At 72.3% G+C, this 25,685-nt stretch carries 29 protein-coding genes; 12 read left to right on the forward strand and 17 right to left on the reverse strand.

The window, feature by feature from the left end:
- Positions 1 to 10 precede the first annotated feature (10 nt).
- Complete coding sequence (locus ABZ794_RS06915) at positions 11 to 634, forward strand: hypothetical protein (protein WP_210781813.1); 624 nt, start codon at positions 11 to 13, stop codon at positions 632 to 634.
- Here ABZ794_RS06915 and ABZ794_RS06920 read toward each other — a convergent pair.
- Genes ABZ794_RS06920 through ABZ794_RS06935 form a run of 4 tightly spaced genes read right to left on the reverse strand, consistent with a single transcriptional unit; the run spans position 631 to position 4,859 of the window.
- Positions 631 to 1,872, reverse strand: a complete 1,242-nt coding sequence (locus ABZ794_RS06920) for a DUF1501 domain-containing protein (RefSeq protein WP_210781814.1) — start codon at positions 1,870 to 1,872, stop codon at positions 631 to 633. The genes ABZ794_RS06915 and ABZ794_RS06920 overlap by 4 nt on opposite strands.
- 14 nt (positions 1,873 to 1,886) lie before the next feature.
- Entirely contained in the window at positions 1,887 to 3,185 is a 1,299-nt protein-coding gene (locus ABZ794_RS06925; RefSeq protein WP_210781815.1) for a DUF1800 domain-containing protein, read from the reverse strand.
- A gap of 59 nt (positions 3,186 to 3,244) precedes the next feature.
- The gene (locus ABZ794_RS06930) at positions 3,245 to 4,036 is read right to left on the reverse strand and encodes an enoyl-CoA hydratase-related protein (protein WP_210781816.1); all 792 of its coding nucleotides are present in this window, start codon (positions 4,034 to 4,036) and stop codon (positions 3,245 to 3,247) included.
- Positions 4,037 to 4,040: 4 nt separating this feature from the next.
- Entirely contained in the window at positions 4,041 to 4,859 is an 819-nt protein-coding gene (locus ABZ794_RS06935; RefSeq protein WP_210781817.1) for a PaaX family transcriptional regulator C-terminal domain-containing protein, read from the reverse strand.
- A 190-nt stretch (positions 4,860 to 5,049) separates the two neighbouring features.
- On the opposite strand from ABZ794_RS06935, the gene ABZ794_RS06940 reads away from it, so the two are divergent.
- Positions 5,050 to 5,217 (forward strand): DUF3117 domain-containing protein, encoded by a 168-nt coding sequence (locus ABZ794_RS06940; RefSeq protein WP_007455245.1) that lies wholly within the window; start codon positions 5,050 to 5,052, stop codon positions 5,215 to 5,217.
- Positions 5,218 to 5,364: 147 nt separating this feature from the next.
- Positions 5,365 to 6,840 (forward strand): leucyl aminopeptidase family protein, encoded by a 1,476-nt coding sequence (locus tag ABZ794_RS06945; RefSeq protein WP_210781865.1) that lies wholly within the window; start codon positions 5,365 to 5,367, stop codon positions 6,838 to 6,840.
- Positions 6,841 to 6,894: 54 nt separating this feature from the next.
- Here ABZ794_RS06945 and ABZ794_RS06950 read toward each other — a convergent pair whose 3' ends face one another.
- Positions 6,895 to 7,590, reverse strand: a complete 696-nt coding sequence (locus ABZ794_RS06950; protein ID WP_279635842.1) for an O-methyltransferase — start codon at positions 7,588 to 7,590, stop codon at positions 6,895 to 6,897.
- 189 nt (positions 7,591 to 7,779) lie between these two features.
- Here ABZ794_RS06950 and ABZ794_RS06955 point away from each other — a divergent pair, with 189 nt between their 5' ends.
- Together ABZ794_RS06955 and ABZ794_RS06960 are read left to right on the forward strand one after the other, a co-directional pair.
- Positions 7,780 to 9,234: a trypsin-like peptidase domain-containing protein gene (locus ABZ794_RS06955; RefSeq protein ID WP_357514605.1), complete on the forward strand. Its 1,455-nt coding sequence runs from the start codon at positions 7,780 to 7,782 to the stop codon at positions 9,232 to 9,234.
- Positions 9,235 to 9,331: 97 nt separating this feature from the next.
- A complete protein-coding gene (locus ABZ794_RS06960) occupies positions 9,332 to 9,754 on the forward strand; it encodes a preprotein translocase subunit TatB (protein ID WP_210781819.1) in 423 nt (140 codons plus the stop codon).
- A 216-nt stretch (positions 9,755 to 9,970) separates the two neighbouring features.
- On the opposite strand, the gene ABZ794_RS06965 is transcribed toward ABZ794_RS06960, so the two are convergent.
- The 3 genes from ABZ794_RS06965 to ABZ794_RS06975 all read right to left on the reverse strand — a co-directional run bounded on the left by ABZ794_RS06965 (position 9,971) and on the right by ABZ794_RS06975 (position 13,125).
- Positions 9,971 to 11,119, reverse strand: a complete 1,149-nt coding sequence (locus ABZ794_RS06965; protein WP_210781820.1) for an Mrp/NBP35 family ATP-binding protein — start codon at positions 11,117 to 11,119, stop codon at positions 9,971 to 9,973.
- A gap of 76 nt (positions 11,120 to 11,195) precedes the next feature.
- Complete coding sequence (locus tag ABZ794_RS06970) at positions 11,196 to 11,846, reverse strand: DUF1003 domain-containing protein (protein ID WP_210781821.1); 651 nt, start codon at positions 11,844 to 11,846, stop codon at positions 11,196 to 11,198.
- On the reverse strand, positions 11,839 to 13,125 hold the full coding sequence (locus ABZ794_RS06975) for a CBS domain-containing protein (protein WP_210781822.1): 1,287 nt from the start codon (positions 13,123 to 13,125) through the stop codon (positions 11,839 to 11,841). The genes ABZ794_RS06970 and ABZ794_RS06975 overlap by 8 nt, the downstream gene beginning before the upstream one ends.
- 33 nt (positions 13,126 to 13,158) lie before the next feature.
- On the opposite strand from ABZ794_RS06975, the gene ABZ794_RS06980 reads away from it, so the two are divergent.
- A complete protein-coding gene (locus ABZ794_RS06980) occupies positions 13,159 to 14,028 on the forward strand; it encodes a PhzF family phenazine biosynthesis protein (RefSeq protein ID WP_357514610.1) in 870 nt (289 codons plus the stop codon).
- 12 nt (positions 14,029 to 14,040) lie between these two features.
- A complete protein-coding gene (locus ABZ794_RS06985; RefSeq protein ID WP_238690792.1) occupies positions 14,041 to 14,571 on the forward strand; it encodes a hypothetical protein in 531 nt (176 codons plus the stop codon).
- An 8-nt stretch (positions 14,572 to 14,579) separates the two neighbouring features.
- On the opposite strand, the gene ABZ794_RS06990 is transcribed toward ABZ794_RS06985, so the two are convergent.
- Entirely contained in the window at positions 14,580 to 15,299 is a 720-nt protein-coding gene (locus ABZ794_RS06990) for an HAD family hydrolase (protein WP_357514612.1), read from the reverse strand.
- A 106-nt stretch (positions 15,300 to 15,405) separates the two neighbouring features.
- Here ABZ794_RS06990 and ABZ794_RS06995 point away from each other — a divergent pair, with 106 nt between their 5' ends.
- The gene (locus tag ABZ794_RS06995) at positions 15,406 to 16,350 is read left to right on the forward strand and encodes a DMT family transporter (RefSeq protein ID WP_210781826.1); all 945 of its coding nucleotides are present in this window, start codon (positions 15,406 to 15,408) and stop codon (positions 16,348 to 16,350) included.
- Positions 16,351 to 16,393: 43 nt separating this feature from the next.
- Here ABZ794_RS06995 and ABZ794_RS07000 read toward each other — a convergent pair whose 3' ends face one another.
- The gene (locus tag ABZ794_RS07000; RefSeq protein ID WP_210781827.1) at positions 16,394 to 16,687 is read right to left on the reverse strand and encodes a hypothetical protein; all 294 of its coding nucleotides are present in this window, start codon (positions 16,685 to 16,687) and stop codon (positions 16,394 to 16,396) included.
- On the reverse strand, positions 16,680 to 17,504 hold the full coding sequence (locus ABZ794_RS07005; protein ID WP_210781866.1) for an SDR family NAD(P)-dependent oxidoreductase: 825 nt from the start codon (positions 17,502 to 17,504) through the stop codon (positions 16,680 to 16,682). The genes ABZ794_RS07000 and ABZ794_RS07005 overlap by 8 nt, the downstream gene beginning before the upstream one ends.
- A 128-nt stretch (positions 17,505 to 17,632) precedes the next feature.
- On the opposite strand from ABZ794_RS07005, the gene ABZ794_RS07010 reads away from it, so the two are divergent.
- The gene (locus ABZ794_RS07010; RefSeq protein WP_210781828.1) at positions 17,633 to 18,589 is read left to right on the forward strand and encodes a CoA ester lyase; all 957 of its coding nucleotides are present in this window, start codon (positions 17,633 to 17,635) and stop codon (positions 18,587 to 18,589) included.
- A 75-nt stretch (positions 18,590 to 18,664) separates the two neighbouring features.
- Here the strand turns inward: ABZ794_RS07010 and ABZ794_RS07015 are convergent, their stop codons facing one another.
- The gene (locus tag ABZ794_RS07015; RefSeq protein ID WP_210781829.1) at positions 18,665 to 19,231 is read right to left on the reverse strand and encodes a DUF4190 domain-containing protein; all 567 of its coding nucleotides are present in this window, start codon (positions 19,229 to 19,231) and stop codon (positions 18,665 to 18,667) included.
- A 118-nt stretch (positions 19,232 to 19,349) separates the two neighbouring features.
- Here ABZ794_RS07015 and ABZ794_RS07020 point away from each other — a divergent pair, with 118 nt between their 5' ends.
- The gene (locus ABZ794_RS07020; protein ID WP_210781830.1) at positions 19,350 to 20,255 is read left to right on the forward strand and encodes an SDR family NAD(P)-dependent oxidoreductase; all 906 of its coding nucleotides are present in this window, start codon (positions 19,350 to 19,352) and stop codon (positions 20,253 to 20,255) included.
- Positions 20,256 to 20,282: 27 nt separating this feature from the next.
- Here ABZ794_RS07020 and ABZ794_RS07025 read toward each other — a convergent pair whose 3' ends face one another.
- A complete protein-coding gene (locus tag ABZ794_RS07025) occupies positions 20,283 to 20,825 on the reverse strand; it encodes a DUF4190 domain-containing protein (protein WP_210781831.1) in 543 nt (180 codons plus the stop codon).
- A 177-nt stretch (positions 20,826 to 21,002) separates the two neighbouring features.
- On the opposite strand from ABZ794_RS07025, the gene ABZ794_RS07030 reads away from it, so the two are divergent.
- Entirely contained in the window at positions 21,003 to 22,199 is a 1,197-nt protein-coding gene (locus ABZ794_RS07030) for an acyl-CoA dehydrogenase family protein (RefSeq protein ID WP_210781867.1), read from the forward strand.
- Positions 22,200 to 22,324: 125 nt separating this feature from the next.
- Here the strand turns inward: ABZ794_RS07030 and ABZ794_RS07035 are convergent, their stop codons facing one another.
- Both ABZ794_RS07035 and ABZ794_RS07040 read right to left on the reverse strand, forming a co-directional pair.
- Positions 22,325 to 22,732: a CoA-binding protein gene (locus tag ABZ794_RS07035; RefSeq protein WP_210781832.1), complete on the reverse strand. Its 408-nt coding sequence runs from the start codon at positions 22,730 to 22,732 to the stop codon at positions 22,325 to 22,327.
- Positions 22,733 to 22,751: 19 nt separating this feature from the next.
- Complete coding sequence (locus ABZ794_RS07040) at positions 22,752 to 23,798, reverse strand: Rv2578c family radical SAM protein (RefSeq protein WP_210781833.1); 1,047 nt, start codon at positions 23,796 to 23,798, stop codon at positions 22,752 to 22,754.
- Between the two features lie 93 nt (positions 23,799 to 23,891).
- Here ABZ794_RS07040 and ABZ794_RS07045 point away from each other — a divergent pair, with 93 nt between their 5' ends.
- The gene (locus tag ABZ794_RS07045; protein ID WP_109819716.1) at positions 23,892 to 24,311 is read left to right on the forward strand and encodes a DUF393 domain-containing protein; all 420 of its coding nucleotides are present in this window, start codon (positions 23,892 to 23,894) and stop codon (positions 24,309 to 24,311) included.
- On the opposite strand, the gene ABZ794_RS07050 is transcribed toward ABZ794_RS07045, so the two are convergent.
- Together ABZ794_RS07050 and ABZ794_RS07055 are read right to left on the reverse strand one after the other, a co-directional pair.
- Positions 24,275 to 25,243: an HTTM domain-containing protein gene (locus ABZ794_RS07050; RefSeq protein WP_210781834.1), complete on the reverse strand. Its 969-nt coding sequence runs from the start codon at positions 25,241 to 25,243 to the stop codon at positions 24,275 to 24,277. The genes ABZ794_RS07045 and ABZ794_RS07050 overlap by 37 nt on opposite strands.
- Positions 25,240 to 25,680, reverse strand: a complete 441-nt coding sequence (locus ABZ794_RS07055; protein ID WP_210781835.1) for a hypothetical protein — start codon at positions 25,678 to 25,680, stop codon at positions 25,240 to 25,242. Before ABZ794_RS07055 ends, ABZ794_RS07050 begins: the two co-directional genes overlap by 4 nt.
- Between the last annotated feature and the right edge of the window lie 5 nt (positions 25,681 to 25,685).

Consider the following 25,685-nt stretch of genomic DNA (forward strand, 5'->3'; position numbering starts at 1 on the left):
GATGGCAGGCATGACGACCGAGACCGCGCACCGGGCCGGTGCGGCCGGCAACGCCGACGGGGTGGGCACCTGGGCGGTGCTGCTGCCCGCCGAACGGTACGAGGCCGAGCGGCTCGTGCACCACGACACGCTGGAGCTGACCGGGCTGACCGACGTCGCCCGGCCAGGGCTGGGCGACCAGGTGGCCGTGCTTGTCGACGCGCCGCCACGGCTGGTGGCCCTCGGCCGGGTCACCGCACCGGGACGACGCCACCGCGAAGACCCGGACGACCCGCAGTCCCCGGTCGAGCCGGGCACGCTCGTCGTCGCGTACACCCGGCGGGCCTTCGACGAGCCGGTGCCGGCCGACCTGCTGACGCTCGACGGGCCGGTCACCGCGGTGGAGCCGGCGGCCTTCCGGGCGCTGGCCGACCAGCTCGGCCCGCCTCCGGCGCGGCGCACCTGGCTGGTCAGCCTCGACCTGCCGATCGAGGCCGGCACACCGGCCGAGGCGGTACGGCTGTTCTGGTCCTACGTGCAGGAGCTGGGCCCGCGTGAGCTGCCCGCCTTCGTCTCGCCGGCCGGCGACGAGCTGGCCATGCAGGCGTTCGTGCTGGGCGAGCAGGCCAACCAGGACCCGGAAGAGGACGACTAGAAGAGCTTGTCCACTCGTCCCCGCCAGTCGGCGAGGATGGGGCCCGGGTCGGTGTCCAGCACCCGCTCCAGCAGCGTGGCGTAGACGTCCCGGAAGTCGGTGGTGTATTTCAGGTCGCCGTCGTCGAGGTCGGTGAGGCTCGGTGGTGCGCCGTGCCAGCCGCCCCGGACGCCCGCGCCGAGCAGCAGCACGTCCGAGGCGGTGCCGTGGTCGGTGCCGTCCGAGGCGTTGGCCCGTACCCGACGGCCGAACTCGGAGTAGACCGCCACCACCACCTTTCGGCCCGCCTCGGTGCGACTCATCCGGTCGGCGAACCCGGTCAACGCCCGGTCCAGCTGACCCAGCAGGACGGCCTGCAACTGCTTCTCGTCGGCGTGCGTGTCGAAGCCACCCAACGACACCGAGAAGACCCGGGTGGACACTCCCGCCTCGACGCACTGCGCCACCAGGTCGAGCTGCGCGTCCAGTGGGGTGCGGGCCCCGCCGGTGGCCGTCGCGGGCGCCTGTTCGCCGTCCGGGTCCGTCGTGTCCGGGTCGGCGGAGTCGCGTACCTGGCGGATCATCTCGTCCACCGACCGCAGGTCGGCGAAGCAGGCGGCGGCCCGACCCCGGGCCGCCGACTCGCCCGCCTCGGCGGCGGCGAACGCGGTCAGTGTTGCCGCGGGCAGCCCCTTTGCGGCCTTCCGGTCGGTCACCGGCACGGCCGCGCCGGCGCTCTGGGCCCCGGCCAGCAGCGGTGGCAGCGCCGGCTCGAAGGAGACCGCCAGCCGGGGATCACCGCCGGCGCGGTCCAGCCACCGCCCGAGCCAGCCGGTGTTGCCGGGCCGGTCCGGTTGCGCGGTGTGCCAGATGTCCATCGAACGGAAGTGGCTGCGGTCCGGCTTCGGGTAGCCGACTCCGCGCACGATCGCCAGCCCACCGCCGGACCAGCGCTGGTGCAGGCCGGCCAGCGCCGGGTTGAGGCCGAAGCCGTCGTCCAACCGCCGCACCTCCCCGTCCGGGTACGCCAGCTCCGGGCGTGCCGCCCGGTAGGCCGGGTCGCCGTACGGAATGACGGTGTTGAGCCCGTCATTGCCGCCGTAGAGGGTCACCAGCACCAGGGTGCGGGACTGCGGGTCGCGGTCCCCGCTGGTGTCCAGCAGGTCCCGCAGGCTGTACGCGCCGGCCCCGGCGGCCAACGCGCCCGCGCCGACCACCCCGCTGGTCAGCAGGAACCTGCGTCGGGTCAGGGTGTCCATGTCGACTCCTCCGCTCAGCTGACTGTGTATTCGGGGCTGACCAGGCCGGCGGCCAGCAGTTTGCGGGGCTCACCGGCCAGCGGGGTGAGAGCGGCGCGGGTGCGCGCGCCCCAACCGTCCACCACCAGCAGTCGGGCCAGCGCGTCCGGTCGGCCGGCGGTGGGCGCGGCGGTCAGGCGGGCCAGCACCGCTGGTGCCGTGGCGGCGGCGAGCACCCCGGCCGTCCGCAGCCGGGCCTGTAACGACGAGGTGGTCAGCCACGCGGACCCGGCCGGCCAACCGCCCACGCTCGGTGGGCGCAACGGCACCTGGTCGAGCGCGTTCAGACCGGCCAACAGTTGTTTACGTTGCTGCTCGGGCAGCGCGGACGGTCGGATGCCGAGCTGCCGCAGCGCACCGACCAACCACTCCACCGGCTGCTTCACCAGCGTCCCCCGGGTCTGCGCGAAGGCCGGTGCGGAGAAGAGCGCGCGCACTGTCGCGATGGTGTCCTCGCCGGCCAGGCCATCCGGTGCCGGGGTCTCGGTGCCGGCGTAGCGGAACCAGAGCCGACCGGCCACGAAGGTCGCCGCCGCCGGTTGGGCAGCCAGCAGGCCGGCGTACGCCTCGGCGTCGAACCGGCCACTCTGCCCGAGGATGCGCTTCTCGCCGGGGTCGTGCCGGCGGGCCTCGAAGCGGGCCGCACCGGTACGCCGGTCGACCACCCAGCCGGTCAGGGCCCGCGCGCCGGCCTTCACGTCGGCCTCGCTGTAGGCGCCGATGCCGAGGGTGAACAACTCCATCAGCTCGCGGGCCAGATTCTCGTTCGGTGCCTTGCGGGTGTTCTTCTGCCCGTCCAGCCAGACGATCAGGGCGGGGTCGCGCACCATCGCGGCGACCAGCGGGCCCAGCGGCCCACGACCGTGCCGGCGCAGCGTCTCCAACTGGCCCACCATCAGCCGCGCCGACTTGACCTTCTGCGCGCTGGTGGCCCAGTGCCCGTGCCAGAAGAAGAGCAACTTCTCGGTCAGCCCGTCCTCGGCGGCCACCATCCGGTCCAGCCACCACTCGGTGACCTGCTGGAGTTGCTTGCGGCGCTCCGCGTTGGCCTGCTGCCGTTGCTCACGGGTCGAGTCCTTGGTCAGCCCGGCGTACGGGTCCGGGGGCAGCGTCGGGACCGGTGTGGCCGCCGCACCCCGGTCCGTCCCTGTCGGGGTGAGCAGCCGGTCCAGTGTCGCCGCCGGCCCGGCCCGCTCGGCCGCGTCCACCTCGTCGGCGGTCGGGCCGAAGGTGGCCCGGCGCAGCAGGTGCGCCACCGATTCACGATCGCTCATACCGGCCGACGCTAGGCGTCCCGTGTTCGAGGACGGTAAGGGCGGCGTCCGGATCGCGTTCAGCGTCCCTCGAAGACCGGTTTCTGCTTGCCGACGAAGGCGAGGGTGGCCGCCCGGTGGTCGGCGGTGGCGCCGCAGATCGACTGGGCCTGCGCCTCGGCGGCGAGGGCGTCGGCGAGGGTGCCGGCGTCGGCGATGGAGAGCTGTCGCTTGATCGCCCCGTACGCGACGGTCGGGCCGGCGGCGAGGCGGGCGGCCAACTCCTGGGCGACGGGCAACACCTGCTCGTCGTCGTCCGTCAGCCGGTTGAGCAGGCCCAACCGGCAGGCCTCCTCGGCGCGGACCGGCTCGGCCAGCATCAGCAGCTCCACGGCCTTGGCGTGGCCGACCAGTCTGGGCAACGTCCAGGAGGCGCCGGTGTCGGCGGCGAGACCGACCTTGGCGAAGGCCATCAGGAAATTGGTGGTCGGACCGCCGATGCGGATGTCGGCCAGGAACGCCAGCGACGCGCCCGCCCCGGCGGCCATCCCGCGAACCGCGGCGATCACCGGCTTGGGCAGGTTGGCGAGCCGGGCGGCGATCGGGTTGTAGTGCGCCCGCACGGTGCCCAACGGGTCACTGGCGGAGTTTTCCAGGATGGCCACGTGCTCGCGAAGGTCCTGCCCGGCGCTGAACGACCCGCCGGCCCCGGCCAGGACTACCGCGCGGCAGGACCTGTCGGTCTCCAGTTCCGCGAGGGCGTCCCGCAGCGCCTCCTTGAGCGCCACGTCGAGCGCGTTCATCGCGTTCGGCCGGTTCAGCGTGAGGGTGACGACGGCATCGGTCCGGTCGACCAGCAGCGGCTCGGTCACGTGTCTAACGACCCTTCTGTCGGACGATGCGGTTGCCGGCGTCGAGGCACTGTTCGACGTACCGGTCGGCGGCCGGACGCAGGCGGGCTGCGTGCCGGTCGAAGAAACTGGCCGCGGCGGTGCCGGGCCACCGCTCGGGCAGCAGCGCCGGGGGCAGCTGCGGATCCTGGAAGAGGAACGTACGCCACGCGTGCACGAGGCGGAATCGCGCCGCGTACGCCTCCTCGTCGCTGCTGCGCACGGTGACCGCGGCGAGCAGCGGGCGCTGGTCCGCGACGAACCGCTCGTAGGCGCGACCGATCTCGGCCAGGTTCCAGGCGCGTCGGACCACTCCCATCGCGCCGGGGGTGCCGGAGAAGTGCGAGGCGGTGAACCGCTCGAACCGGATGCCGGTCTCGGCGAGGAGCAGGTCGACATCCTCGGCGGGGCGGGTGGCGACCCAGGTCTGCTCGTCGAGCGTCCCGTAGCCGAGGAAACTCAGGTTGGCGGCGAGCCGCTGGCGGTCCCGCCGGGCGCCCGGGGCCTCCAACACCAGCAGATCGAACCGGCCGTCCCAGGTGACCCGGCCGGTCCGGTAGATCCGGGCCGCTGCCTCGTCGAGTCGGCGGGCAGCTTTAGGTGTGATCGAATATCCCGGTCCGGAGACCAACCGGAGGGGCTCGAGCCAGCCTTGACGCACCATCCGGGAGACGGCGGTGCGAACTGCTGGCGGTGCGATTCCCAGCGGCGCCAGTAGCTTGACCAGGGCAGCAACCGGTGCCCGGCCACCCCTCGGACGGAGGTGGTCGCCGTACAGGTCGAAGAGTGCCGACCGTGCCTGCATGACCGCACATTGTGACAGGCCTTCTCAAGATAAGCTAGATGCTGTTACATCAATGCTGCTCCGGTTTGGGTCCGGCGGTGTTCATCAGGGAAAATCGTTGGTCGACACCCCCGTGACCGTTGCGGGTGGTCGTGACGAAGTGGCTGTGGGGCAACCCACCGACCCTGGTGTAGGTCTGAGGGGAGACAACATGGCGGCGATGAAGCCGCGGACGGGCGACGGTCCGCTGGAAGTCACCAAGGAGGGGCGGGGCATCGTCATGCGGGTCCCGCTGGAGGGCGGTGGCCGGCTCGTCGTCGAGATGACTCCCGACGAGGCCAACGCGCTCGGTGACGCACTGAAGGCAGCGGCCGGCTGAGTAAGGAGTGCTCCGGGCGGCTCACGCCGCCCGGAACGTTCTTCAGGCCCTGAGCCACCGGAATCACCGGTGGCTCAGGGTCTTCAACGCTGTGGGCAGGTGGGTTCGCTGCCGGCCCGCGACACTTTCCTGGAGGTACGGTTCCGCGTGCTCGCCATCCGTCTGATCGCTGAGCCGGACCGGCTCGACGTCCTCGTCCTGCCCGTCCGCTCCGCCGATTCGACGGCGGAAGGTGACACCTCGGCCGAGCCGGTATCGACCGCCGTGGCGGGCCCGGACGGCACGGCCGACGAGGCGGGCGCGCTGGCGTCAGCGGCCCGGCTGACGGGCCGAGCCGGCGAGATCCACACCCAGCTGCGCCCCGGACGCACCCCCGGCCGGCTGCTGCTGCTCGGCATCGGCGACGGCGGCGAGGCGGCCTGGCGGACGGCCGGCGCGACCCTGGCCCGCTCAGCTTCGGCTGAGACGCATATCACCATCGCGTTGCCGGCCGAGGTGGCCCCGGCCGCGGTGCGCGGCTTGACCGAGGGGCTGCTGCTCGCCCCGTACCGGTTCCGACTCACCGAGGCAGGCGACCGACCGGCACTCACCGGCGTCGACCTGCTGCTCGACGACCCCACCGGGTACGAGGACACCGTCGCCACGGCCCGCACCACGGCCGCGATGACCCATCTCGCCCGGGACCTGACCAACACCCCCTCCTCGGTGAAGACCCCGCAGTGGTTCGCCGACCAGGTGGCCTCCGCCGCAGCCGACGTTGCGGACCTTCGGCTGCGGGTCCGTGGCCCGGCCGAGCTGACCACCGAGGGCTTCGGTGGGATCCTCGCCGTGGGCGGTGGCTCCGCCAGCGGACCCCGGCTGGTCGAACTGGACTGGCACCCCGCCAACGCGCGCACCCACGTGGCGCTGATCGGCAAGGGCATCACCTTCGACACCGGCGGCATCTCGATCAAGCCGGTGGCGTCGATGAAGTTGATGCGCAAGGACATGGCCGGCGCGGCCGCGGTCGTCGCCGCCACCCTGGGCGCCGCCGCGCTGCGGCTGCCGGTCCGGATCACCACGCTGGCCCCGCTGGCCGAGAACATGGTCAGCGGCTCGGCGTTCCGCCCCGGCGACGTCATCCGGCACTACGGCGGTACGACCAGCGAGACGACCAACTCCGACGCCGAGGGTCGGCTGGTCCTCGCCGACGCGCTGGCGTACGCGGTGCAGCAGCTCAAGCCGGATCTGCTGCTCGACCTGGCCACGCTCACCGGCGCGAACTCGGTGGCGCTGGGCAAGCGCACCGCCGCCCTCTACAGCGAGAACGACGAGTTGGCCGCCAGCGTGCTGGCCGCGGCCGAGGCGGCCGGCGAGTCGGCGTGGCGGATGCCGCTGCACACCGACTACGTCGAGTACCTGGGCAGCGAGATCGCCGACCTCTACAGCGCACCCGCGCAGGGTGCCGGCTCGGTGCTGGCCGCGCTCTACCTGCGCGAGTTCACCGGCGAACTACGGGACCGCTGGCTGCACCTGGACATGTCCGCCCCGTCCTGGGCCGACGGCGACCAGGCCGAGGTCAGCCGCGGCGCCACCGGTTGGGGCGTCCGCTCGTTGCTGCGCTGGCTCGCCGACGTCAACTAGCGCCTGTCTCAGAGCCTCGGCTTGATCGAGGCGCTGACCCACCCTGGGGTCGGATCAGCACTTCACCGCGGCGAGTAGTCCGTGCCCGACCGGAAGCAGCGCGGGGATCCAGTGCTCCGACTCCCGGACCGCCTTGATCGTTTCGCGAACCGTCACCGTCTCCGCGTCGCGGGCGGACGGGTCGCCGATCCGGTCGCTGGCCAGCACACCGTTGAGCGCCAGCACTCCCCCCGGGCGCAACAGCCGCAGCGCCGCCTCCACACAGGCGTGGAAGCCGGTCGCCTCCGCGTCCACGAAGACCAGGTCGTACGCACCGTCGGCGAGCCGGGGCAGCACGTCGAGCGCCCGACCGGTGATGATCCGGGTACGCCCGGCCGCGAAACCGGCCTCGGCGAAGATCCGCCGGGCGATCCGCTGGTGCTCCACCTCCACGTCGATGGTGGTGAGCACGCCGTCGACGCGCATGCCGCGCAGCAACCAGACGCCGCTGACCCCGGTGCCGGTGCCGATCTCCACCACCGCACGGGCGTTGCCGGCGGCGGCCAGCAGTCGCAGCGCCGCCCCCGCGCCGGGGGTGACCGCGTCGAGGCCCACCTCCCGGGCCAGGCTGCGGGCGGTGCGCAGAACGAGATCCTCGGTGACGTACGACTCGGCGAAGTGCTGGGCCTGTGTCGTCGAACTGCCGGAACCGGCGACCGTGGCGATGGGGCACCTCCGGGGGCGGTGCGTGGTGCGGGGGCGGGTTGGCACTGTGAGCGTAGAGGCGACCGTCGTGGGGCGCAGCCGCGCCTCCGTCGGAAGCGATCACCGGGGGCAACCGCTGACTGCACCGCGTCCATCCGTGCAATCCTGGAGGCGGTATCCCGTCAGCCGCGACCAGACCGGCCCGTGGCCGGGCGACGCGGCGCGGGATCCGGGGACGGACTGGGAGGCACCGACGTGACCGACGGCTGGGACTGGCGCCGGGGCGGTGAGACTCCGGCTCCGGCGCGACCGCCCGGGGCAGGAGCCCCGTCGGTGGGGCCGCCGACCATGCCGGGGGCTGACCGCTCGCCCCTCGCCCCGCCAGGCAACGGACCGGCAGCGGGCTGGCCGGCGTCTTCCGGCGGGCCGACTCCGGGCTGGCCGGGGTCTTCCGGCGGAACGGCACCGGGCTGGCCGGCGCCGGCCGCGGGCGGGCCCAACTCGGCCGACGCGTCGGCCTGGTGGTCGGACGCGCTCGCCGACCCCTGGCGCGACCCGGCGGCCCCGACCGCGGTGGTGGTGCCCGGGGTGGTGGCCCCTGGCACCGAGCCCGAGCCGGTCACCGATCCCGACGCACCGGGCCGGCCGACGCTGCGCCACCTGTTGCTCATTCCCGTGATCACCGCGCTGTTGGCCGGCACCCTCGGTGGTGCGTTGGGCTACGCGTTCGCGGTGCGCGGCGGCGCTGGTGCGGCGGTCCTCGGCGGTGCGCCCGCAGAGGTGCCGGCACTGGCGCAGCGCAAACCGGAGTCGCTGGCCGGGGTCGCCGAACGGGTCCTGCCCAGCGTGGTCACCGTACGGGTGAGCAGCCTCGGCGGGACCAGTGAGGGCTCCGGCTTCGTCGCCACCGCCGACGGCCATGTGATCACCAATGACCATGTGGTGGCCGGCGGCACCGGCAAGGCCTCGGTGGTCTTCAACGACGGCAGCACCGCGCCGGCGACCATCGTCGGCCAGGACGCCGAGTCGGACATCGCGGTGATCAAGGTGAGTCGTCCCGGGTTGCGGCCTGTGGAGTTCGGCGACTCCGACGGGCTGGCGGTCGGCGACCCCGTGCTCGCCATCGGTTCGCCGCTGTCGCTCGCCAACACGGTCACCGCCGGCATCGTGAGCGCGCTGGACCGGACGATGCAGGCCGGCGAGCCGGGCGGCCCGGTGCGTTACTACGCGGCCATCCAGACCGACGCCGCGGTCAACCACGGCAACTCGGGCGGCCCACTCGTCGACGGCGCCGGCCGGGTGGTCGGAGTGAACTCCACCATCAAGTCACTCGTCGCCGAGGGACAGGAGGCGGGCAACATCGGGCTCGCCTTCGCCATCCCGATCAACCAGGCCAAGCGGGTGACCCAGGACATCATCGGCACCGGCAAGGCCCGACGTACGGTGATCGGCGCCCGGGCGGACGGCCCGACCGGGGTGGTCGGGGGCGGCCTGCGGCTGGCAGAGGTCGAGCCGTCCGGTCCCGCGGACGGCGCCGGGCTGAAGGTCGGCGACGTCATCCTCAAGATCAACGGACGGCCGATGACCGAGCCGACGGATCTGACCGCGTTGGTCCGCAAGTACGCGCCGGGCTCGGTCGTGACCGTCGAGTATCGGCGGGGCTCCGCCCGGCAGAACACCTCGGTAACTCTCGCCGCGGACGCGAAGTGACTCACCGCGGAGGCGAAGTGAACAGCGGCGCACCCCTTGCCCGAAAGCCGTCCGCCGTGCGTAGTCTTGCTGCTGACGCCGAGAGGAGGCCCGCGGGATGCTCGACAACCTGAACTGGTGGGAGATCGGTGCGCTGCTGCTCCTGGCGCTGCTGATCTTCGGCGACCGGCTCCCCGCCGTGATCACCGACGGCCTGCGGTTGGTGCGCAACCTGCGCAACATGGCCCGCAACGCGACCGGCGACCTGAGCCGTGAGCTGGGCACCGACATCCAGCTGGAAGACCTGCACCCGAAGGCGTTCATCCGCAAGCACCTCCTCAGCGAGGAGGACGAGGCGGCGATCCGCAAGCCGTTGCAGGGCGTCTACGACAACCTGCGCGCGGACGTCAGCGGCGTGCACAACGACCTGAAGGACGTGGCGAACGCCGCCGACCTGCGGTCGAACGAGACTCGGTCCGGCACGGCCACCAGCAGCCCTTCGGCTCCGGCCCCCCGCGCCAGCTACGACGACGCCACCTGACCGACCCGTACCCCGACCGGCTGGTCCGGCCCTGCCCGCCCACGCCGGCCCTGCCCGCCCACGCCGGCCCTGCCCGCCCACGCCGGCCCTGCCCGCCCACGCCGGCCCTGCCCGCCCACGCCGGCCACGCCGGTCAGCGGCCCGGCTGGACCATCCACCGACACGATTCAGCCCGCCGGCCAACAGTGGCCGACGGGCTGACGGTGTTCCGGGTGGTCAGCGCCCAGCGGGCTTGAGACCGAGTGGCTTGCCGAGCAGTGACTCGCGGCGCAGGGCGAGCCGGTCGGCGATCGTGCCGAGCGCCTGAGCGGCCGGGGACTCCGGCTCGGCCAGCACGATCGGGTTGCCGGCGTCGCCGGCCTCGCGGACCCGGGTGTCCAGGGGGATCTGACCGAGCAGCGGCACCTGGGCGCCGATGGTCCGGCTCAGCGACGCGGCCACCGCCTCACCACCGCCGGTGCCGAAGATCTCCATCCGGGAGCCGTCCGGCAGCTCCAGCCAGGACATGTTCTCGATGACGCCGACCACCCGCTGGTGGGTCTGCAGGGCGATCGCCCCGGCCCGCTCGGCCACCTCGGCGGCGGCGGTCTGTGGGGTGGTGACGATCAGGATCTCCGAGTTGGGCAGCAACTGGGCCAGCGAGATGGCCACGTCGCCGGTGCCCGGCGGCAGGTCGAGCAGGAGCACGTCCAGGTCGCCCCAGTAGACGTCGGCCAGGAACTGCTGCAACGCCCGGTGCAGCATCGGGCCGCGCCACACCACCGCGGCGTTGCCGGAGGTGAACATGCCGATGGAGATCACCTTCACGCCGTGCGACTGCGGCGGCATGATCATGTCCTCGACGCGGGTGGGCCGCGCTTCCGTGCCGAGCATCCGCGGAACCGAGTGGCCGTAGATGTCGGCGTCGACCACGCCGACGGAGAGTCCACGGGCGGCGAGCGCCGCCGCCAGGTTGACAGTGACGCTGGACTTGCCGACGCCACCCTTGCCGCTGGCCACCGCGTACACGCGGGTGCGCGAGCCGGGCTGGGCGAACGGGATGACGGGCTCCTCGGTGGCGCCGCCGCCACGCAGCTGCGACTGCAACGACTGTCGCTGCTCGGGGGTCATCACCCCAAAGTCGATCTCCACGCCGGTGACGCCGGGCACCGCGGCGACGGCGGCGGTGATGTCCGTACGCAGCTTGTCCTTCAGCGGGCAGCCGGCGACGGTGAGCAGCAGCTCGACGCGGACGACACCGCTGGCACCGATCGTGGCGGAGCGGACCATGCCCAGCTCGGTGATGGGCCGGCGGATCTCCGGGTCGTTGACGGTGGCCAGGGCGGCCTGGATCGCGTCCTCGACGGTGCTCACGGGTGCTGACATGCCCGCAATGCTACGTCGCGGGGCATCCGTTGCCGCCGCTGCCCGGGGCGGTGTGAGCCAATCGATGACCCGCCGGTCAGCTCTCTGACCGGCGCGGGCCGGTGCCGTCCGGCCGGGCGTCCCGGGTGAAGTCGCCGTCCAGGTCGTCGCGGGGTTCTTCCAGGCCGACCCCGTCGGTCGGCCGCTGGCCCCGTCGCTCCTGCCGGCTGTCCTTCTCCTGCTGGCGGCGCTCCAGTCGCTGCCGGCGTTGCCCCACCTCGTCCAGTTCCTCGGCCAGCCGGGCCAGCTCGGAGCGGAGGAAGTCGCGGGTGGCGACCTCACCGAGCGCGATCCGCAGGGCTGCGATCTCCCGGGCCAGGTACTCGGTGTCCGCCTTCTGCGCGGTGGCTCGCCGCCGGTCCTCCTCCAGGGCCACCCGGTCCCGGTCGGCCTGCCGGTTCTGGGCCAGCAGGATCAGCGGGGCCGCGTAGCTGGCCTGCAACGACAGCACCAGGGTCAGGAACGTGAAGGTGTACGGGTCGAAGCGCAGGTTCGCCGGGGCCAGGGTGTTCCAGACGAACCAGATCGCGATCACCACCGTCATGACGACGATGAAGTTCGCGGTGCCCATGCCCCGGGCGATGCCCTCGGACCACCGACCGAACGCCTCCGCGTCGAACCGGGGCAACTTCACGCCCCGGGGCTCGCGTGGCTGGTCGAGACGCTCCGTCCGACGCCGGTCAGCCATCTGCGCCGTCCAGCGCGGGGTCGGTGGTACCCGGGGCGGCCAGGGCGTCGCGGTCCCGCCAGTCCCGGGGCAGCGAGTGGTCCAGCACGTCGTCGACCGTCACGGCGCCGACCAGCCGGTTGTTGCGGTCGATCACCGGCATGGCGACCAGGTCGTAGGTGGCCATCCGGCGGGTGATCTCCGGCAGCGGCGTGGTGGGGCGCAGCGGGTCGATGTCGTTGACCACCACCTTGCCCAGCAGGTCGGCCGGGGGTTCGCGCAGCAGCGCCTGGAAGTGCACCATGCCCAGGTAGCGGCCGGTCGGTGTGTTCTGCGGTGCCCGGGTCACGAAGACCTGCGCGGCGACGGCGGGAGAGAGCTGCGGCTCCCGGATCCGGGCCAGCGCCTCGGCGACTGTGGCGTCCGGCGGCAGGATGACCGGCTCCGAGGTCATCACACTGCCCGCCGTGCCGGGGGTGTACTTCAGCAGTTGGCGTACCGGGTCGGCCTCGTCCGGCTCCATCAGGTCCAGCAGCACGTCCTGCTCGGGTGGGGGCAGTTCGTTGAGCAGGTCCGCGGCGTCGTCCGGGTCCATCTCCTCCAGGACGTCGGCGGCCCGCTCCCGGTCGAGGGCGGCGAGGATCTCCACCTGGTCGTGCTCCGGCAGCTCGCTGAGCACGTCGGCCAGGCGCTCGTCGTCCAGGGCGGCGGCGACCTCGTTGCGTCGCGCGTCGGGCAGATCCTGCAACGCGTTGGCCAGGTCGGCGGGGCGCATGTCCTCCAGGACGGCGAGCAGGTTCGCCGTACCCCGGTTGTCGGCGATGCCGCTGAGCCCGCGCACCCGGTCCCACTCGACCTGGTGCAGGTGGCCGCGGCGGCTGAGCCGACCGGTCTGCTCGCGTACGGCGACCCGGGTCAGCGACCACTCGCCACCGCGGCTGCACTCCATCGCGACGTCCACGACGGCGCCGGGCTGGCCGCCCGGGTCGAGTTGCACCCGCCGGTCGAGCAGTTCCTGGAGCACCAGCAGTTCGTTCGGGCGCTTCTCGAACCGGCGCAGGTTGAGGGTGCCGGAGCCGAGCACGACGGCGTCCGCGTCGATGGAGGTGATCCGGTTGATGGACAGGAAGATCCGGCGACGCATCGGCATCTCGGCGACGAGGCCCACCACCTCCGGCGGACGCTTCGTCGCCCGCAGCCGTGCCACGGCGTCACGAACCCGGCCCACCTGATCGCCGTTCGGGTCGAAGACGGCGACTCCGGCGAGACGGGCGATGTAGACCCGGGTCGGCGTACTCACGGGCACCAGCCTAAGCGCCTAGTGTTTATCAACATGTCGACCTTGGCCTACGAGATCGTGGACGTCTTCACCGATCGCCCCTTCGCCGGCAACCCGCTGGCGGTGGTGTTCGGCGCGGAGGCGCTGGCCACCGAGCAGATGCAGGCGCTCGCGTTGGAGTTCAACCTGTCCGAGACGGTGTTCGTGCTGCCTGCGACCCAGGTCGGCGTCACCTACCGGGCCAGGATCTTCGCCCCGGTGGAGGAGCTGCCGTTCGCCGGGCATCCCAGCGTCGGCGCGGCGGTCACCGCCTGCCGACGGGGCATGTTCGGTGTGGGGCAGGTCACCCAGGAGTGTCGAGCCGGTGTGCTGCCGATCGAGGTGACCGCGTCCGGGGCGACGCTGACCGGTGGCGCCCCGACTCTCGGGCCGGAGCTGGACCCGGAGCCGTTGCTGGAGATCGCCGGGCTGCTCGCCGAGGACCACATCGGGCCCGCCCCACGGGTCGCCGGCTGCGGGCTGGAGTTCCCGTACCTGCCGGTGCGTCCGGAGTCGGTGGCCCGCGCCCGGGTGGACCCGGCGGCGGCGCAGCGGTACGGGGTGTCGCACGTCAGCGTCTTCTCCTGGGACGCGGCCGCGCAAACCGCGCACGCCCGGGTCTTCGTGCCGGGGATCGGCGTTCCGGAGGACCCGGCGACCGGTTCGGCGGCGCTCGGCCTCGGTGTCTGGCTGGTGGCGAGTGGTCTGCTGCCCGGTGAGGGGCGGTCGGAGTACGCGGTCCGTCAGGGCGTGGAGATGAACCGTCCGTCCGCGTTGGCCTGCAGTGTCACCGCGGCGAACGGGGTGGCGGTGGGCGCTACGGTCGCCGGCCAGGTGGTGCCGGTGGCTCGGGGCGAGATCGCCGTGCCGCCGTTCGTGGGCTGAGCGGAGGAGCCGATGCGGGAGGATGCGGGTGTGACGGACGAGGACGCCCCCGGGGGCACCCCACTGGTCGACGAGGCGATGAAGAAGGCCGCCGTGGCCTGGGTCAGCGTTGCGGGTGGGCCGGCGCTCGCGCTCTGGTGCGCCCCGCTGGAGGGCGCGCTGCTGGTGGTCAGCGGGCCGGGCGAGCAGGCCGCACCGGGTCTGGCCGACGCGACCGAGGCCCAGGTCACCCTGCGCGGCGACCACGGCGGTCGGATCGTCACCTGGCCGGCCCGGGTGAGCCGGTTGCTGCCGGGCACCGAGGCGTGGGACGTCACCGCGCCGCTGGTGGCGGCGAAGCGCCTCAACGCGCCCGGTCCGACCGCTGACCTGGTGGCCCGATGGGCCGCCGACGGATGCGCTGTGAATCGCCTCGCCCCGGCCGGTACGCCGCTGGCCGGAGCGGAGTTGCCGGCCGACGCGCAGGCCGAGCCACCCCGGGCGACTCCGGCGGTCCGGGCCACCCGCAAGCCGTTCCGCCTGCACCGGGTCCGCCGCCGCTGATCGTTTGATCAGCCGGCCCGACCGCCGACGCCCGCCACCGCGGCGTCGGCGTCGACGAGGGCGAGCACCTCGCCCAGGGTGCCGAGTGTGCGGCCGCGCCAGTCCCGGTCGGCGTTGAAGACCATGTGCGTGGCCAGATCCGGTGCGGCGAGCCGGACAGCGGTCATTCCGGCCCGCTCGGCGCCGGTCAACTCCTGGCTGCCGCCGTCACCGATGTAGAGGCAGTCGCCCGGCGCGAGCCCGAGCCGCTGGCAGGCCGTCAGGTAGAGGGTCGGATCCGGTTTGCACCGCCCGACCTGCACCGAGAAGACCCGTACGTCGAGCAGGGGGGCGATTGCGAGCTGCGGCAGGAAGGCCGGCAGTTCGTGCGTACAGTCGCTGATCACGCCGGTGTGCAGCCCGCGCTGGCGCAGAGCCGCCAGCACCGGCACCGCGTCGGCCCGCAGCCAGGTGTCGGCGCGGACCGCCCGGTGCCGGGACGCCACCGCTGCCCGTACCGCATGGTCGCTGGGGTGTACGCCGGCCTGGGCGCACACCCAGCGCAGTGTCGCCTCCGCGTCGCCGAGTCGGCCGCTGGCCCGCTCGTAGTAGGTGCGGTTCAGCACCTCGGTCAAGATCTCGGTGGGACACCCGAGCAGTTCGGCGGTGCCGACGTGCGCGACACCGCGTTGTACCGAACGGGTCAGGGTGCCGAAGAAGTCGAACAGCACCGCCTGGTAGCTGGGCATGGGGGAGCGCCTCCGGGCGGTCGAGGGTCGCCGGCGCGAACCCGCGTGATCGTAACGGAGTGATGACCCTCCGTGCTGACCGTCATACGTGTGAGGATTACGTCCCGTGCCCCCACCCTCACCCCGGCCGTCCCTGGACCCGCTGACCACCGGCGCGGTCGGGCTGGCCGTGGTCGCCGTGTCGTCGTCCGCGCCGCTGATCGCGTACGCCGCCGCCCCCGCGCTGGCCATCGCGTTCTGGCGAAACCTGCTCGCGGTGGCCGTGCTGAGCCCCTTCGCCCTGGTCCGACGCCGCGCGGAGTTCCGCAGACTGACAGTGGGCGCGGGCCGGCGGGAGGGCCTGTTCTGCGTTCTGTCCGGGGTCGCCCTGGCCGGGCACTTCGCGACCTGGGTGCCGAGCGCCCAGCTCACCTCGGTCGCCACGTCCACCGCGCTGGTCGCCACCCAGCCGGTCTGGCAGGGGCTGATCGCCCGCGCCCAGGGGCGTCCGCTGCCCCGGGTGGTGTGGATCGGCATCGCGGTGGCGGTCGGCGGCGCGGCGGTCGCCACCGGAGTGGACGTGGGGGTCTCCGGCCGGGCCGTCCTCGGTGACGTGCTGGCGCTGATCGGCGCGGTGTTCGCCGCCGTCTACACCGCCTTCGGGGAACGGGCCCGGGTCAGCATCAGCACCACCACCTACACCACCATCTGCTACGGGATCTGCGCGCTGATCCTGCTGGCCCTGTGCCTGGTCGGCGGCGTACGGCTGACCGGCTTCGACGGGCGTACCTGGCTGGCCATCCTGGCCCTGGTGGCCGGCGCCCAACTGCTCGGGCACTCGATGTTCAACTACGCCCTGCAAAAGATTCCGGCGACCACGGTGAGCGTGCTGATCCTGCTGGAGGCACCCGGCGCGGCAGTGCTCGGCTGGGCCTGGCTGGGTCAGCTGCCCCGCCCGTACGCGCTGCTCGGCATGGCGTTGCTGCTGGCCGGTGTGGCGGTGGTGGTGCTCGGCGGCCGGCGGACCGAACCCACCGCACTGCCGGCCGACCCGACCCCGCTGGCCGACTGATCGCCCCACCCGGGCGGGCCGAGGCCCCCACCCGCCTACCGGTTCAGCCCTCGTGCACCTCGACGACCCGGGTCGTCGGCGCGGCTGCACCGAGGGCGGTACGCAGGGCCGCCCGGTCCGGGTCGGCGAGGAACGACTCGTAGCCGACCCGACCGTCGAACCGGATCACGTGCACCTCGGTCTGCCCGTCGGTGCCGCGCAGACGCCGCTCCAACCGGCCGCCGTGCCGATCGAGCAGGGCCAGGACGGCGTCCTCGTAGCGCCGCCCGGCGGCCTCCGCCCCGACGGTGAACTCGACGATCGCGACGAGTGTCAGCGCACCGTCCCGGTCAGCCATCGAGACCGACCGCCTTGGCGCTCGCCGTCCACAGCCGGGCGGCGAGCTGCGGATCGGCCGCCTTCCGTAGCGGTCGACGCGGCCGGCGGTCGACGTAGTAACCCCCGTTGATCAGCCGGGAGCGCTCCTGGTTGGCCAACCACACCAGGGTCTCGGCACCCTTCTCGGGGCTGCGGAACGGCATGAACCGCATGCCGAACGCGACAAGCCTGCTGTCGTTGGCGAACCGGGTACGGACCACCCCGGGGTGGAAGCTGTACGCGGCAACGTCCGGCCAGCGTCGGGCGGCCTCGGCGGTGAAGAGGACGTTCGCCTGCTTGCTGGTGCCGTACGCGCCCATCGGCCGGTAGTCACGCAGTGGCTTGTTCAGGTCGTCCGGGTCGAGTGCGCCGAAGCGGTGCGCGCCGGAGGCGGTCACCACGACCCGGCCCACCCGGTCGGCGAGCAGGTTGGTCAGCAGAAACGGGGCCAGGTGGTTGGCCTGGATCGACATCTCGAAACCGTCGACAGTCCTCAGTGGTTGCAGCGCGATCGCTCCGGCGTTGTTGGCGAGCACGTCGATCCGGTCGTACGTGGCCCGGAGCTGCTCGGCCAGTCGGCGTACGTCGTCGAGGATCGCGAAGTCGGCCCGGAACAGTTCCGGACGTTCACCGGAGTTCTCCCGTACCCGAACGGCTGCCGCCTGCAGGCGGGCCGGGTCCCGCCCGACCAGCACCACCTGGTCTCCCCGGCAGGCCAGGTCCACGGCGGCTGCCAACCCGATGCCGGAGCTGGCCCCGGTCACCACCACCAGTCGGCGCCCAGTGAGATCTTCCACAGGTCCATTCACCCCGGTCATGGCGCGAGGTTACCGTGGCGTCACAACGCCCTTTGGGATCGTTAAGGTCCCGGATCTGTCGTCAGGTGGCGTCGGCATGCCCGCCGGACGCTGGAAGGAGCGCATCCATGGCCGCAGTCGGTCGCCCCCGCAGGTCCTGCCTCGCCGTGCCGGGCTCCAGCGTGAAAATGCTCGGCAAGGCCCAGGGTCTCCCGGCCGACCAGGTCTTCCTCGACCTGGAGGACGCCGTCGCCCCACTGGCCAAGCCGGACGCGCGCAAGAACATCGTGGCCGCCCTCAACGAGGGCGACTGGGCCGGCAAGACCCGCGTGGTCCGGGTCAACGACCTGACCACCCCGTGGACCTACCGGGATGTCATCGAGGTCGTCGAGGGCGCCGGCGCCAACCTGGACTGCATCATGCTGCCGAAGGTGCAGACCGCCGCCCAGGTGCAGTGGCTGGACCTGACGCTCACCCAGATCGAGAAGACGATCGGCCTGGAGGTCGGTCGGATCGGCATCGAGGCGCAGATCGAGAACGCCGCCGGCCTGGTCAACGTGGACGCTATCGCCGCCGCCTCGCCGCGCGTGGAGACCATCATCTTCGGCCCGGCCGACTTCATGGCGTCGATCAACATGAAGTCGATGGTGGTCGGCGGCCTTATCCCGGACTACCCGGGCGACCCGTACCACTACATCCTGATGCGGATCCTGATGGCCGCGCGGATGCACGACAAGCAGGCCATCGACGGCCCGTTCCTGCAGATCCGCGACGTCGACGCGTTCCGCGAGGTGGCCAGGCGCTCGGCCGCGCTGGGCTTCGACGGCAAGTGGGTGCTGCACCCGGGCCAGATCGACGCCGCCAACGAGGTCTACCAGCCGGCGCAGGCCGACTACGACCACGCCGAGCTGATCCTCGACGCGTACGAGCACTACACCTCGGAGGCCGGCGGCCGGCTCGGCGCCGTGATGCTCGGCGACGAGATGATCGACGAAGCGTCTCGCAAGATGGCGCTGGTGGTCGCGGCCAAGGGCCGGGCCGCCGGGATGAGTCGTACCTCGTCGTTCACCCCACCGGCGCAGTGACCGGCCGGGCCGGGACGACCGCCGCCGGCTGTCGGTCCGGCCCGACAATCGGCGGTACGCCGGCCCGCCCGCCGGTCAGTAGCTGCTGCTGTTGTCGCTCGTCGCGATCGCGTAGATGATCGCGGCGGCGTAGATGGCGATCACCAGCACCAGGAACCCGGTGAGAATCCAGCCGACGATGATGGCGGCCTTCGCCATCCCCGCCCCACCCTCGCCGCTGAGCCGGATCTGCTTCTGCGCCACGTGGCCGAGGATCGCGCCGATCGGCGCGGTGATGCAGGACGTGAAACCGAGCAGGGCCAGCACGAACGCCGCGATGGCCAGCCCGTTGGTCTTCGGCGCCTGCGGGTAGCCGTAGCCGGGGTACTGCGGCGGGTATCCGGGCGGGGCGTATCCGGGCGGAGCGTAACCGGGCATCGGCTGGGCCGCCGGCTGCTTCGCGCCGGCGTACGGGTCGACCGGGGCGTACGGGTCCGGGGCGTATGCGGTCGGGGCGTACGGGTCGGGGGTGTACGGGTCGACCGGGCCAGGTTGCGCGGGCACCGGCTGACCGGCCACCACTGTCGGGTCCGGTGCGGGGCTCGACGGCTGGGCCGACCACGTGGGGTCGCTCCAGTTGCCGGGCGGCGGGGGATTGGTCATACGAACTCTCCGTCAGGTTGGGGTGCGGAGACAGGGTAGCCAGCGCCGCCCAAACCCGACGCCCCTGCTTCCGGGTGCCGCGTTGCTCGGGCCGGTCGTAACGGGCAGGATCCCTGACATGGCATACGACGCGCGCGCCGCGGACCGCTCCGGCAGCCGACCCCGACGGGACGTCAGCCGCCCGGGTGCGGCCCGACGCGCCCGGACGGCCGCCCCGGCGGGCAGCCCCGGCCCCGACGAGCCGGTCGCGCTCACCGACCCGGTCACCATGCGCCTCGACGGGCGGGTCGCCCTGGTCACCGGGGCGGGCAGCCCGGACGGCATCGGGTACGCCACCGCCCGGCGACTCGCCGACCTGGGCGCGCGGGTGGCGATCGTCTCGACCACCCGACGTATTCACGAGCGGGCAACCGAGCTGGGGGTGACCGGCTTCGTCGCGGACCTGACCGACGAGTCCGAGGTCGGCGCGTTGGCCGATGCGGTCGCCGAGCAGTTGGGCGACGTCGAGGTGCTGGTCAACAACGCCGGCCTGGCCAGTCGCGCCAGCCAGGGGGTGCTGCGGCCGGTGGCGCAGCTGACCTACGACGAGTGGCGCGGCGAGATCGACCGCAACCTCTCCACCGCGTTCCTGTGCAGCCGGGCGTTCATCGGGGGGATGGCCGAGCGGGGTTGGGGTCGGATCGTCAACCTGTCGGCCACGGCCGGCCCGGTCAACGCCCTGCCCACCGAGGCCGCGTACGCAGCGGCGAAGGCCGGGGTCGTCGGGCTGACCCGGGCCCTGGCCATGGAGATGATCGCCGACGGGGTGACGGTCAACGCGGTGGCGCCCGGCACCATCTACACCGCGGCGTCCACCATGGCCGAGATCAAGCAGGGGTTGGGCACCCCGGTGGGGCGACCGGGCACGCCGGACGAGGTCGCCGCGGCGATCAGCTTCCTCTGCTCGCCGGCCGCCTCGTACATCACCGGGCAGATGCTGGTGGTGGACGGCGGCAACAGCGTCCGCGAGGCCCGCTTCCGCTGACGGCGCCGGTCGGCACCGGCCCGTTCGTCAGTAGCCGCCACCGTCACCGGTGTTGCTGCCGAAGGCCACCAGCGCCAGCCAGCCACAGCAGGCCAGCACGGTGAGCCCGGTGAAGACGTAGCCAAGGATCAGCCCCCAGGTGGCGAGCTGGTCGCCCTCCTCGCCGCTGGTGCGGATCTGCCGCTTGGCCAGGTGGCCGAGGACGGCGCCGGCCGGCGGAAAGACGAAGGCGAACACCAGCGACAGGATCGCCAGCACGTTGGTGCCCCGACCCGGCCCGGACGGCGGTGGGCCGTACTGACCGTAGGGACCCTGCGGTGGGTACGGCGGTTGCTGGCTCCAGTGCGCCGACTGCTGCGGCCCCTGGTGGCCGTACGGTGACGGTTCGCCCGCCGGTGGCCCGTACGGTGACCGTTCCGTCGGCAGTTCGTACGCCGGCTGGTCCGGCTGTGGCGCGTACGGCGACTGGCCGGCCGGCGGTGGCGCGTACGGCGACTGGTCTTTCGGTGGCTCGTAGGGTGACGGCGGCGGCTCGTCCTCGGGCGGTCCCGACGGCGGCGGGTAGCTCACAGCTGTCCTCCTCCTGCCGGTGCCGGAAAAGTCCCTCTTGCCGGACGCTACCCGCAGCGGTGAACCTTTTCACAGCGGTTGTGTGGACTGGTCACCTTGGCCTCGTCGACCCGAGGGGCCGATACTGACCCAGCGTTCAGTTACCCATGAGTAGTGCGCGGATCCCCGGAGGCTGAGATGGCCCGACTCGCCCAGACGCCCGGCCTGACCGATGTGCAACAGTCGATCCTGGAGACCGTTCGGGACTTCGCCGACAAGGAGATCATCCCGCACGCGCAGCGACTGGAGCACGCCGACGAGTACCCCACCGACATCCTCGACGGCATGCGCGAGATGGGGCTGTTCGGTCTCACCATCGACGAGGAGTACGGCGGCCTCGGCGAATCGCTGCTCACCTACGCGCTGGTGGTGGAGCAACTGTCCCGAGGCTGGATGTCGATCTCCGGCATCGTCAACACCCACTTCATCGTGGCGTACCTGATCTCTCAGCACGGCTCCGCCGAGCAGAAGACCCGCCTGCTGCCGAAGATGGCCACCGGCGAGGTTCGCGGCGCGTTCTCCATGTCCGAGCCCGAGACCGGCTCCGACGTCTCGGCGATCAAGTCCCGGGCCGTCCGCGACGGCGACCGCTACGTGCTCAACGGGCAGAAGATGTGGCTCACCAACGGGGCCTACTCCTCGGTGGTGGCCACCCTGGTCAAGACCGACACCGGCGCGGAGTCCGTCTACGGCAACATGAGCACCTTCCTGCTGGAGAAGGAGCCGGGCTTCGGCGAGACCGCCCCCGGCCTCACCATCCCCGGCAAGATCGAGAAGATGGGTTACAAGGGTGTCGAGACAACCGAGATGGTGCTCGACGGCGTGACCGTGCCCGACTCCGCGATCCTCGGCGGCGCCGACCAGGTGGGCCGCGGCTTCTACCAGATGATGGACGGCATCGAGGTGGGCCGGGTCAACGTGGCCGCCCGTGCCTGCGGCATCTCCATCCGAGCCTTCGAGCTGGCGGTGAGCTACGCCCAGCAGCGCAAGACCTTCGGTCAGCCCCTCGCCAAGCACCAGGCGATCGCCTTCAAGCTCGCCGAGATGGGCACGAAGATCGAGGCCGCGCACGCCCTCATGGTCAACGCCGCCCGGCTCAAGGACGCCGGCCAGCGCAACGACGTGGAGGCCGGGATGGCCAAGCTGCTCGCCTCGGAATACTGCGCCGAGGTCGTCCAGGAGGCGTTCCGCATCCACGGCGGCTACGGCTACTCCAAGGAGTACGAGATCGAGCGGCTGATGCGGGAGGCCCCGTTCCTGCTCATCGGCGAGGGCACTTCGGAGATCCAGAAGACCATCATCTCCCGCGGCCTCCTCAAGGAATACAAGCTCTAACCCGCCCCGCCCCGCCCCGCCCCGCCCCGCCCGTCGCGATCTTGCACTTTCGGTTGCCCGGTCGACCCTTATGTCAGGTATGCCGGGACAGTAAGTGCAAGATCGCGGGGGATGGGGAGGGTGGGTCAGGTCAGGCGGGTCAGGTTGGCGGCGGCTCGTTCGACGATGAGGCAGCGGTCTTCCACGTAGTCCATGCCGGCCTCCTCGGCGATCCGCCGCGCCTCGGGCGAGACGATGCCCAGTTGGAGCCAGACCGCGGGCGCGCCGATCGCCGCCGCGTCCCGGACCACCTGCACGGCGTCGGCCGCCGGCCGGAACACGTCCACCAGGTCAACGGGGTGCGGAATGTCGGCGAGGCTCTTGTAGGCCCGTTCCCCGAACAGTTCGTCGACCGTCGGGTTGACTGGGATGATGCGCCAGCCGTACTGCTGCATCTGCAACGGCACGCCGTGCGCGGCCTTGAACGGGTCGCGGGACGCACCCACGACGGCGATCACGGCGGAGTCGGCGAGGATCTGCTGAGCGGTACGCACCCGCCGACTGTAGCTCCGACTACAACAGCGTCAGCTGCTCGGCCGCCGACGGTGGCGGTGGCTCGGGCAGGCTGCGGTTGTCGCCCCGCTCCCCGCGGTGCAGCCCGTGCCGGCGGGCGGCGATCCGCACCCGCGCGGTCAACTCCCGCTGGTACGCCTGCGGGGCGTACGCACCGGCCCGGTAGAGCTCGCGGTAGCGGGGCACGAGGTGCGGGTGCTCACGGGCGAGCCAGTGCGCGTACCACTCCCGGGCGCCGGGACGCAGGTGCAGGGGCAGGGCGGTCACGCTCGTCGCACCGGCGGCGGCGATCGCCGAGACGGTGGCGTCGATCGACTCGTCGCCGTCGCTGAGACCGGGCAGGATCGGTGCCATCAACACGCCGACGGAGAAGCCGGCGTCGGCGAGTGCCCGGACGGCGTCGAGCCGGCGGCGTGGGTGCGGTGTGCCCGGCTCGACGGTGCGCCAGAGGTGCTCGTCGACGAACCCCACCGAGAAGGAGATGCCCACCGTGGTCACCTCGGCGGCCTCGCGCAGCAGCGGCAGGTCGCGCAGGATCAGCGTGCCCTTGGTGAGGATCGAGAACGGGTTGGCGAAGTCTCGCAGGGCACCGATGATCTGCGGCATCAGCCGGTAACGACCCTCGGCACGCTGGTAGCAGTCCACGTTGGTGCCCATCGCCACGTGCGCGCCCCGCCAGCGCGGCGCGGCCAGCTCACGCCGGACCAGCTCGCCGGCGTTGACCTTGACGATCACCTTCCGGTCGAAGTCCGCGCCGGCATCGAGATCGAGATAGGTGTGAGTATTTCTCGCGAAACAGTAAGTGCAGGCATGAGAGCAGCCCCTATATGGGTTGATCGTCCACTCGAACGGGACGCGGGACTGCCCGGGCACCCGGTTGAGGATGGACTTGGCCTGCACCTCGTAGAAGGTCATCCCGGCGAACTCGGGGGTGTCGAAGGTGCGGGCGACGGCGCCGGGCAGCGCCAGCGGCAGGGGTGGCGTCGCTGGCGCTGCCCGCTCGGGGTCTCCCTCGACCGGGGGAGCGGTGAGGTTGTCCCAGCGCATGGCCATCATTCGAACACGTGTACGAGGCGAGCGCAAGTGACCCGCCGTACACCGGTGGGCGTTCGGGTGGTCGGAGAGGGGAGGATGGGCGTCATGGAGACGTCGACCTTCGTCTACGACGGGGACTGCGCGTTCTGCACGAGCTGTGCGGAGTTCATCGAGCGCCGCATCCCCACCGCCGCACGGGTGGTGCCCTGGCAGTTCGCCGACCTGGACGCGCTCGGCCTCACAGTGGCCGAGTGCGAGGAGGCCGTGCAGTGGGTCGGCGCGGACGGCTCGCGCGCGGCCGGCCCGGACGCCATCGCGAAGCTGCTCGCCGCGAGTGGCCCGCTCTGGCGGGTCGCCGGCGCCGGCCTGCGGATTCCTCCGGTACGCGTCGCGGCCTGGCCGTTGTACCGCTGGGTGGCGCGTAACCGGCACCGACTTCCCGGTGGCACGGCGGCCTGCTCCCTGCCGCAGGAGGCCCGGGAGCGGCTCTACGGGCCGGCCGGTCGCCCGACCACCGGCGCCTGATCGTCGAGCGCCGGCCCCGCGCCGGCTGTCACCGGGCCCTGGTCGCCCGGCGCCGGGTCGACGTCGGCCGGGCGCGGTTCCGGGGCATCCGTCGTCGGCTCGGGAGAGCCACGGCCGAGCAGCCGGCGTGCCCAGACCAGCGGGCGCACCCGCTCCAGCGGTAGGAAGCTGGTCATCGCGGCCAGGTGCGGTGCGAACGAGATCGTGATTGTCGCGATGGTGACCGCGTGGAACGAGTAGAAGAAGCCGACCATGGCGAGTCGCCAGCGGGGTGGCAGGAAGAAGACCATCGGGCTCAGCAGCTCGAACGCCACGATGCCGAACTGGGCGACGATCAGCAGGTACGGCACCTGGGCGATGAGGTCCGCCAGGTCGGTGCCGCGCCGGATGATCGCGCGGGCCAGGACCGAGCCGGTCAGCCAGTCCAGACCGCCGAAGCGCAGCTTGGCGAAGGCCGCCAGGAAGTACGTGCAGATCACCGCGATCTGGGTGACGCGTAGCGCCCAGCCGCCGGCCTCGGTGCGGGTGGTGTCGCCGTGTCGGGCGCGACCGGCGGTGGGCAGCACGGCCAGTGCGACGAGCAGCCCGAACCGGTCGTGGTCGACCTTCCCGTAGCTCATCGCGATGATCATCCACTCCAGGTACAGCGCGCACACCGCCCAGCCGAGCAGCCGGGGCGCTCGTCCGGTGGCGGCGAGGAGGGCGAGCAGCAGCAACGCCCAGAAGATCACCGTCACCAGCGTCTCGGTTGGCGTCGGCAGTGGGAGCAGGCGGCCGATCAGGAGTGGCTGGTACAGGTCGCCGGGCACGCTGACCCGGGTGCGTACCCAGGGGGTGAAGATCACCAGGTCGGCGGCGACGAACAGGTAGATCAGGGTGCGGAAGGCGGCTACCCGGCCCCGGGGTACGGCCTCGGTCAGCCAGCGGTTCATCGGGTGGCCTGCCAGCGGACGACGGTCTCATCGGTGTGTTGGCCGGTCGGCCGGCCGGCGCGGATGCCGTGCCAGCGGATGACGATGCGGACCTCGACCAGCGCGGGGGCGTCCGGGTGGCGTTCGGCGTACGCGTCGGCGACCTCGGTGAGCAGTGTCGGGTCGGCGGCGTACCGGGCCTGCTGACCCTCGATCTCGGCGCGGCGGATCCCTGTCGCGTTCTGGTCGAGGTCGATCACCGCCCCGGAGCTGTTCACCCCCTCGACACGGGTGTCGGGTGCGGGTGCGTTCGGCGGGTTGGAGGTGGAGTACATCCGGAACGGGCCGAACGGGAAGTCGTCGTCGCTGCCCCAGAAGGTGCCGACGACGAGCAGGACGAGGCCCAGTGCTGTCGCGCCCAGCCGGGTCACGCGCCCGCGGGTGGTCAGGTTCTCCATCGGGT

It is taken from the genome of Micromonospora sp. NPDC047187 (assembly GCF_040643355.1).
GTDB lineage: Bacteria > Actinomycetota > Actinomycetes > Mycobacteriales > Micromonosporaceae > Micromonospora > Micromonospora salmantinae.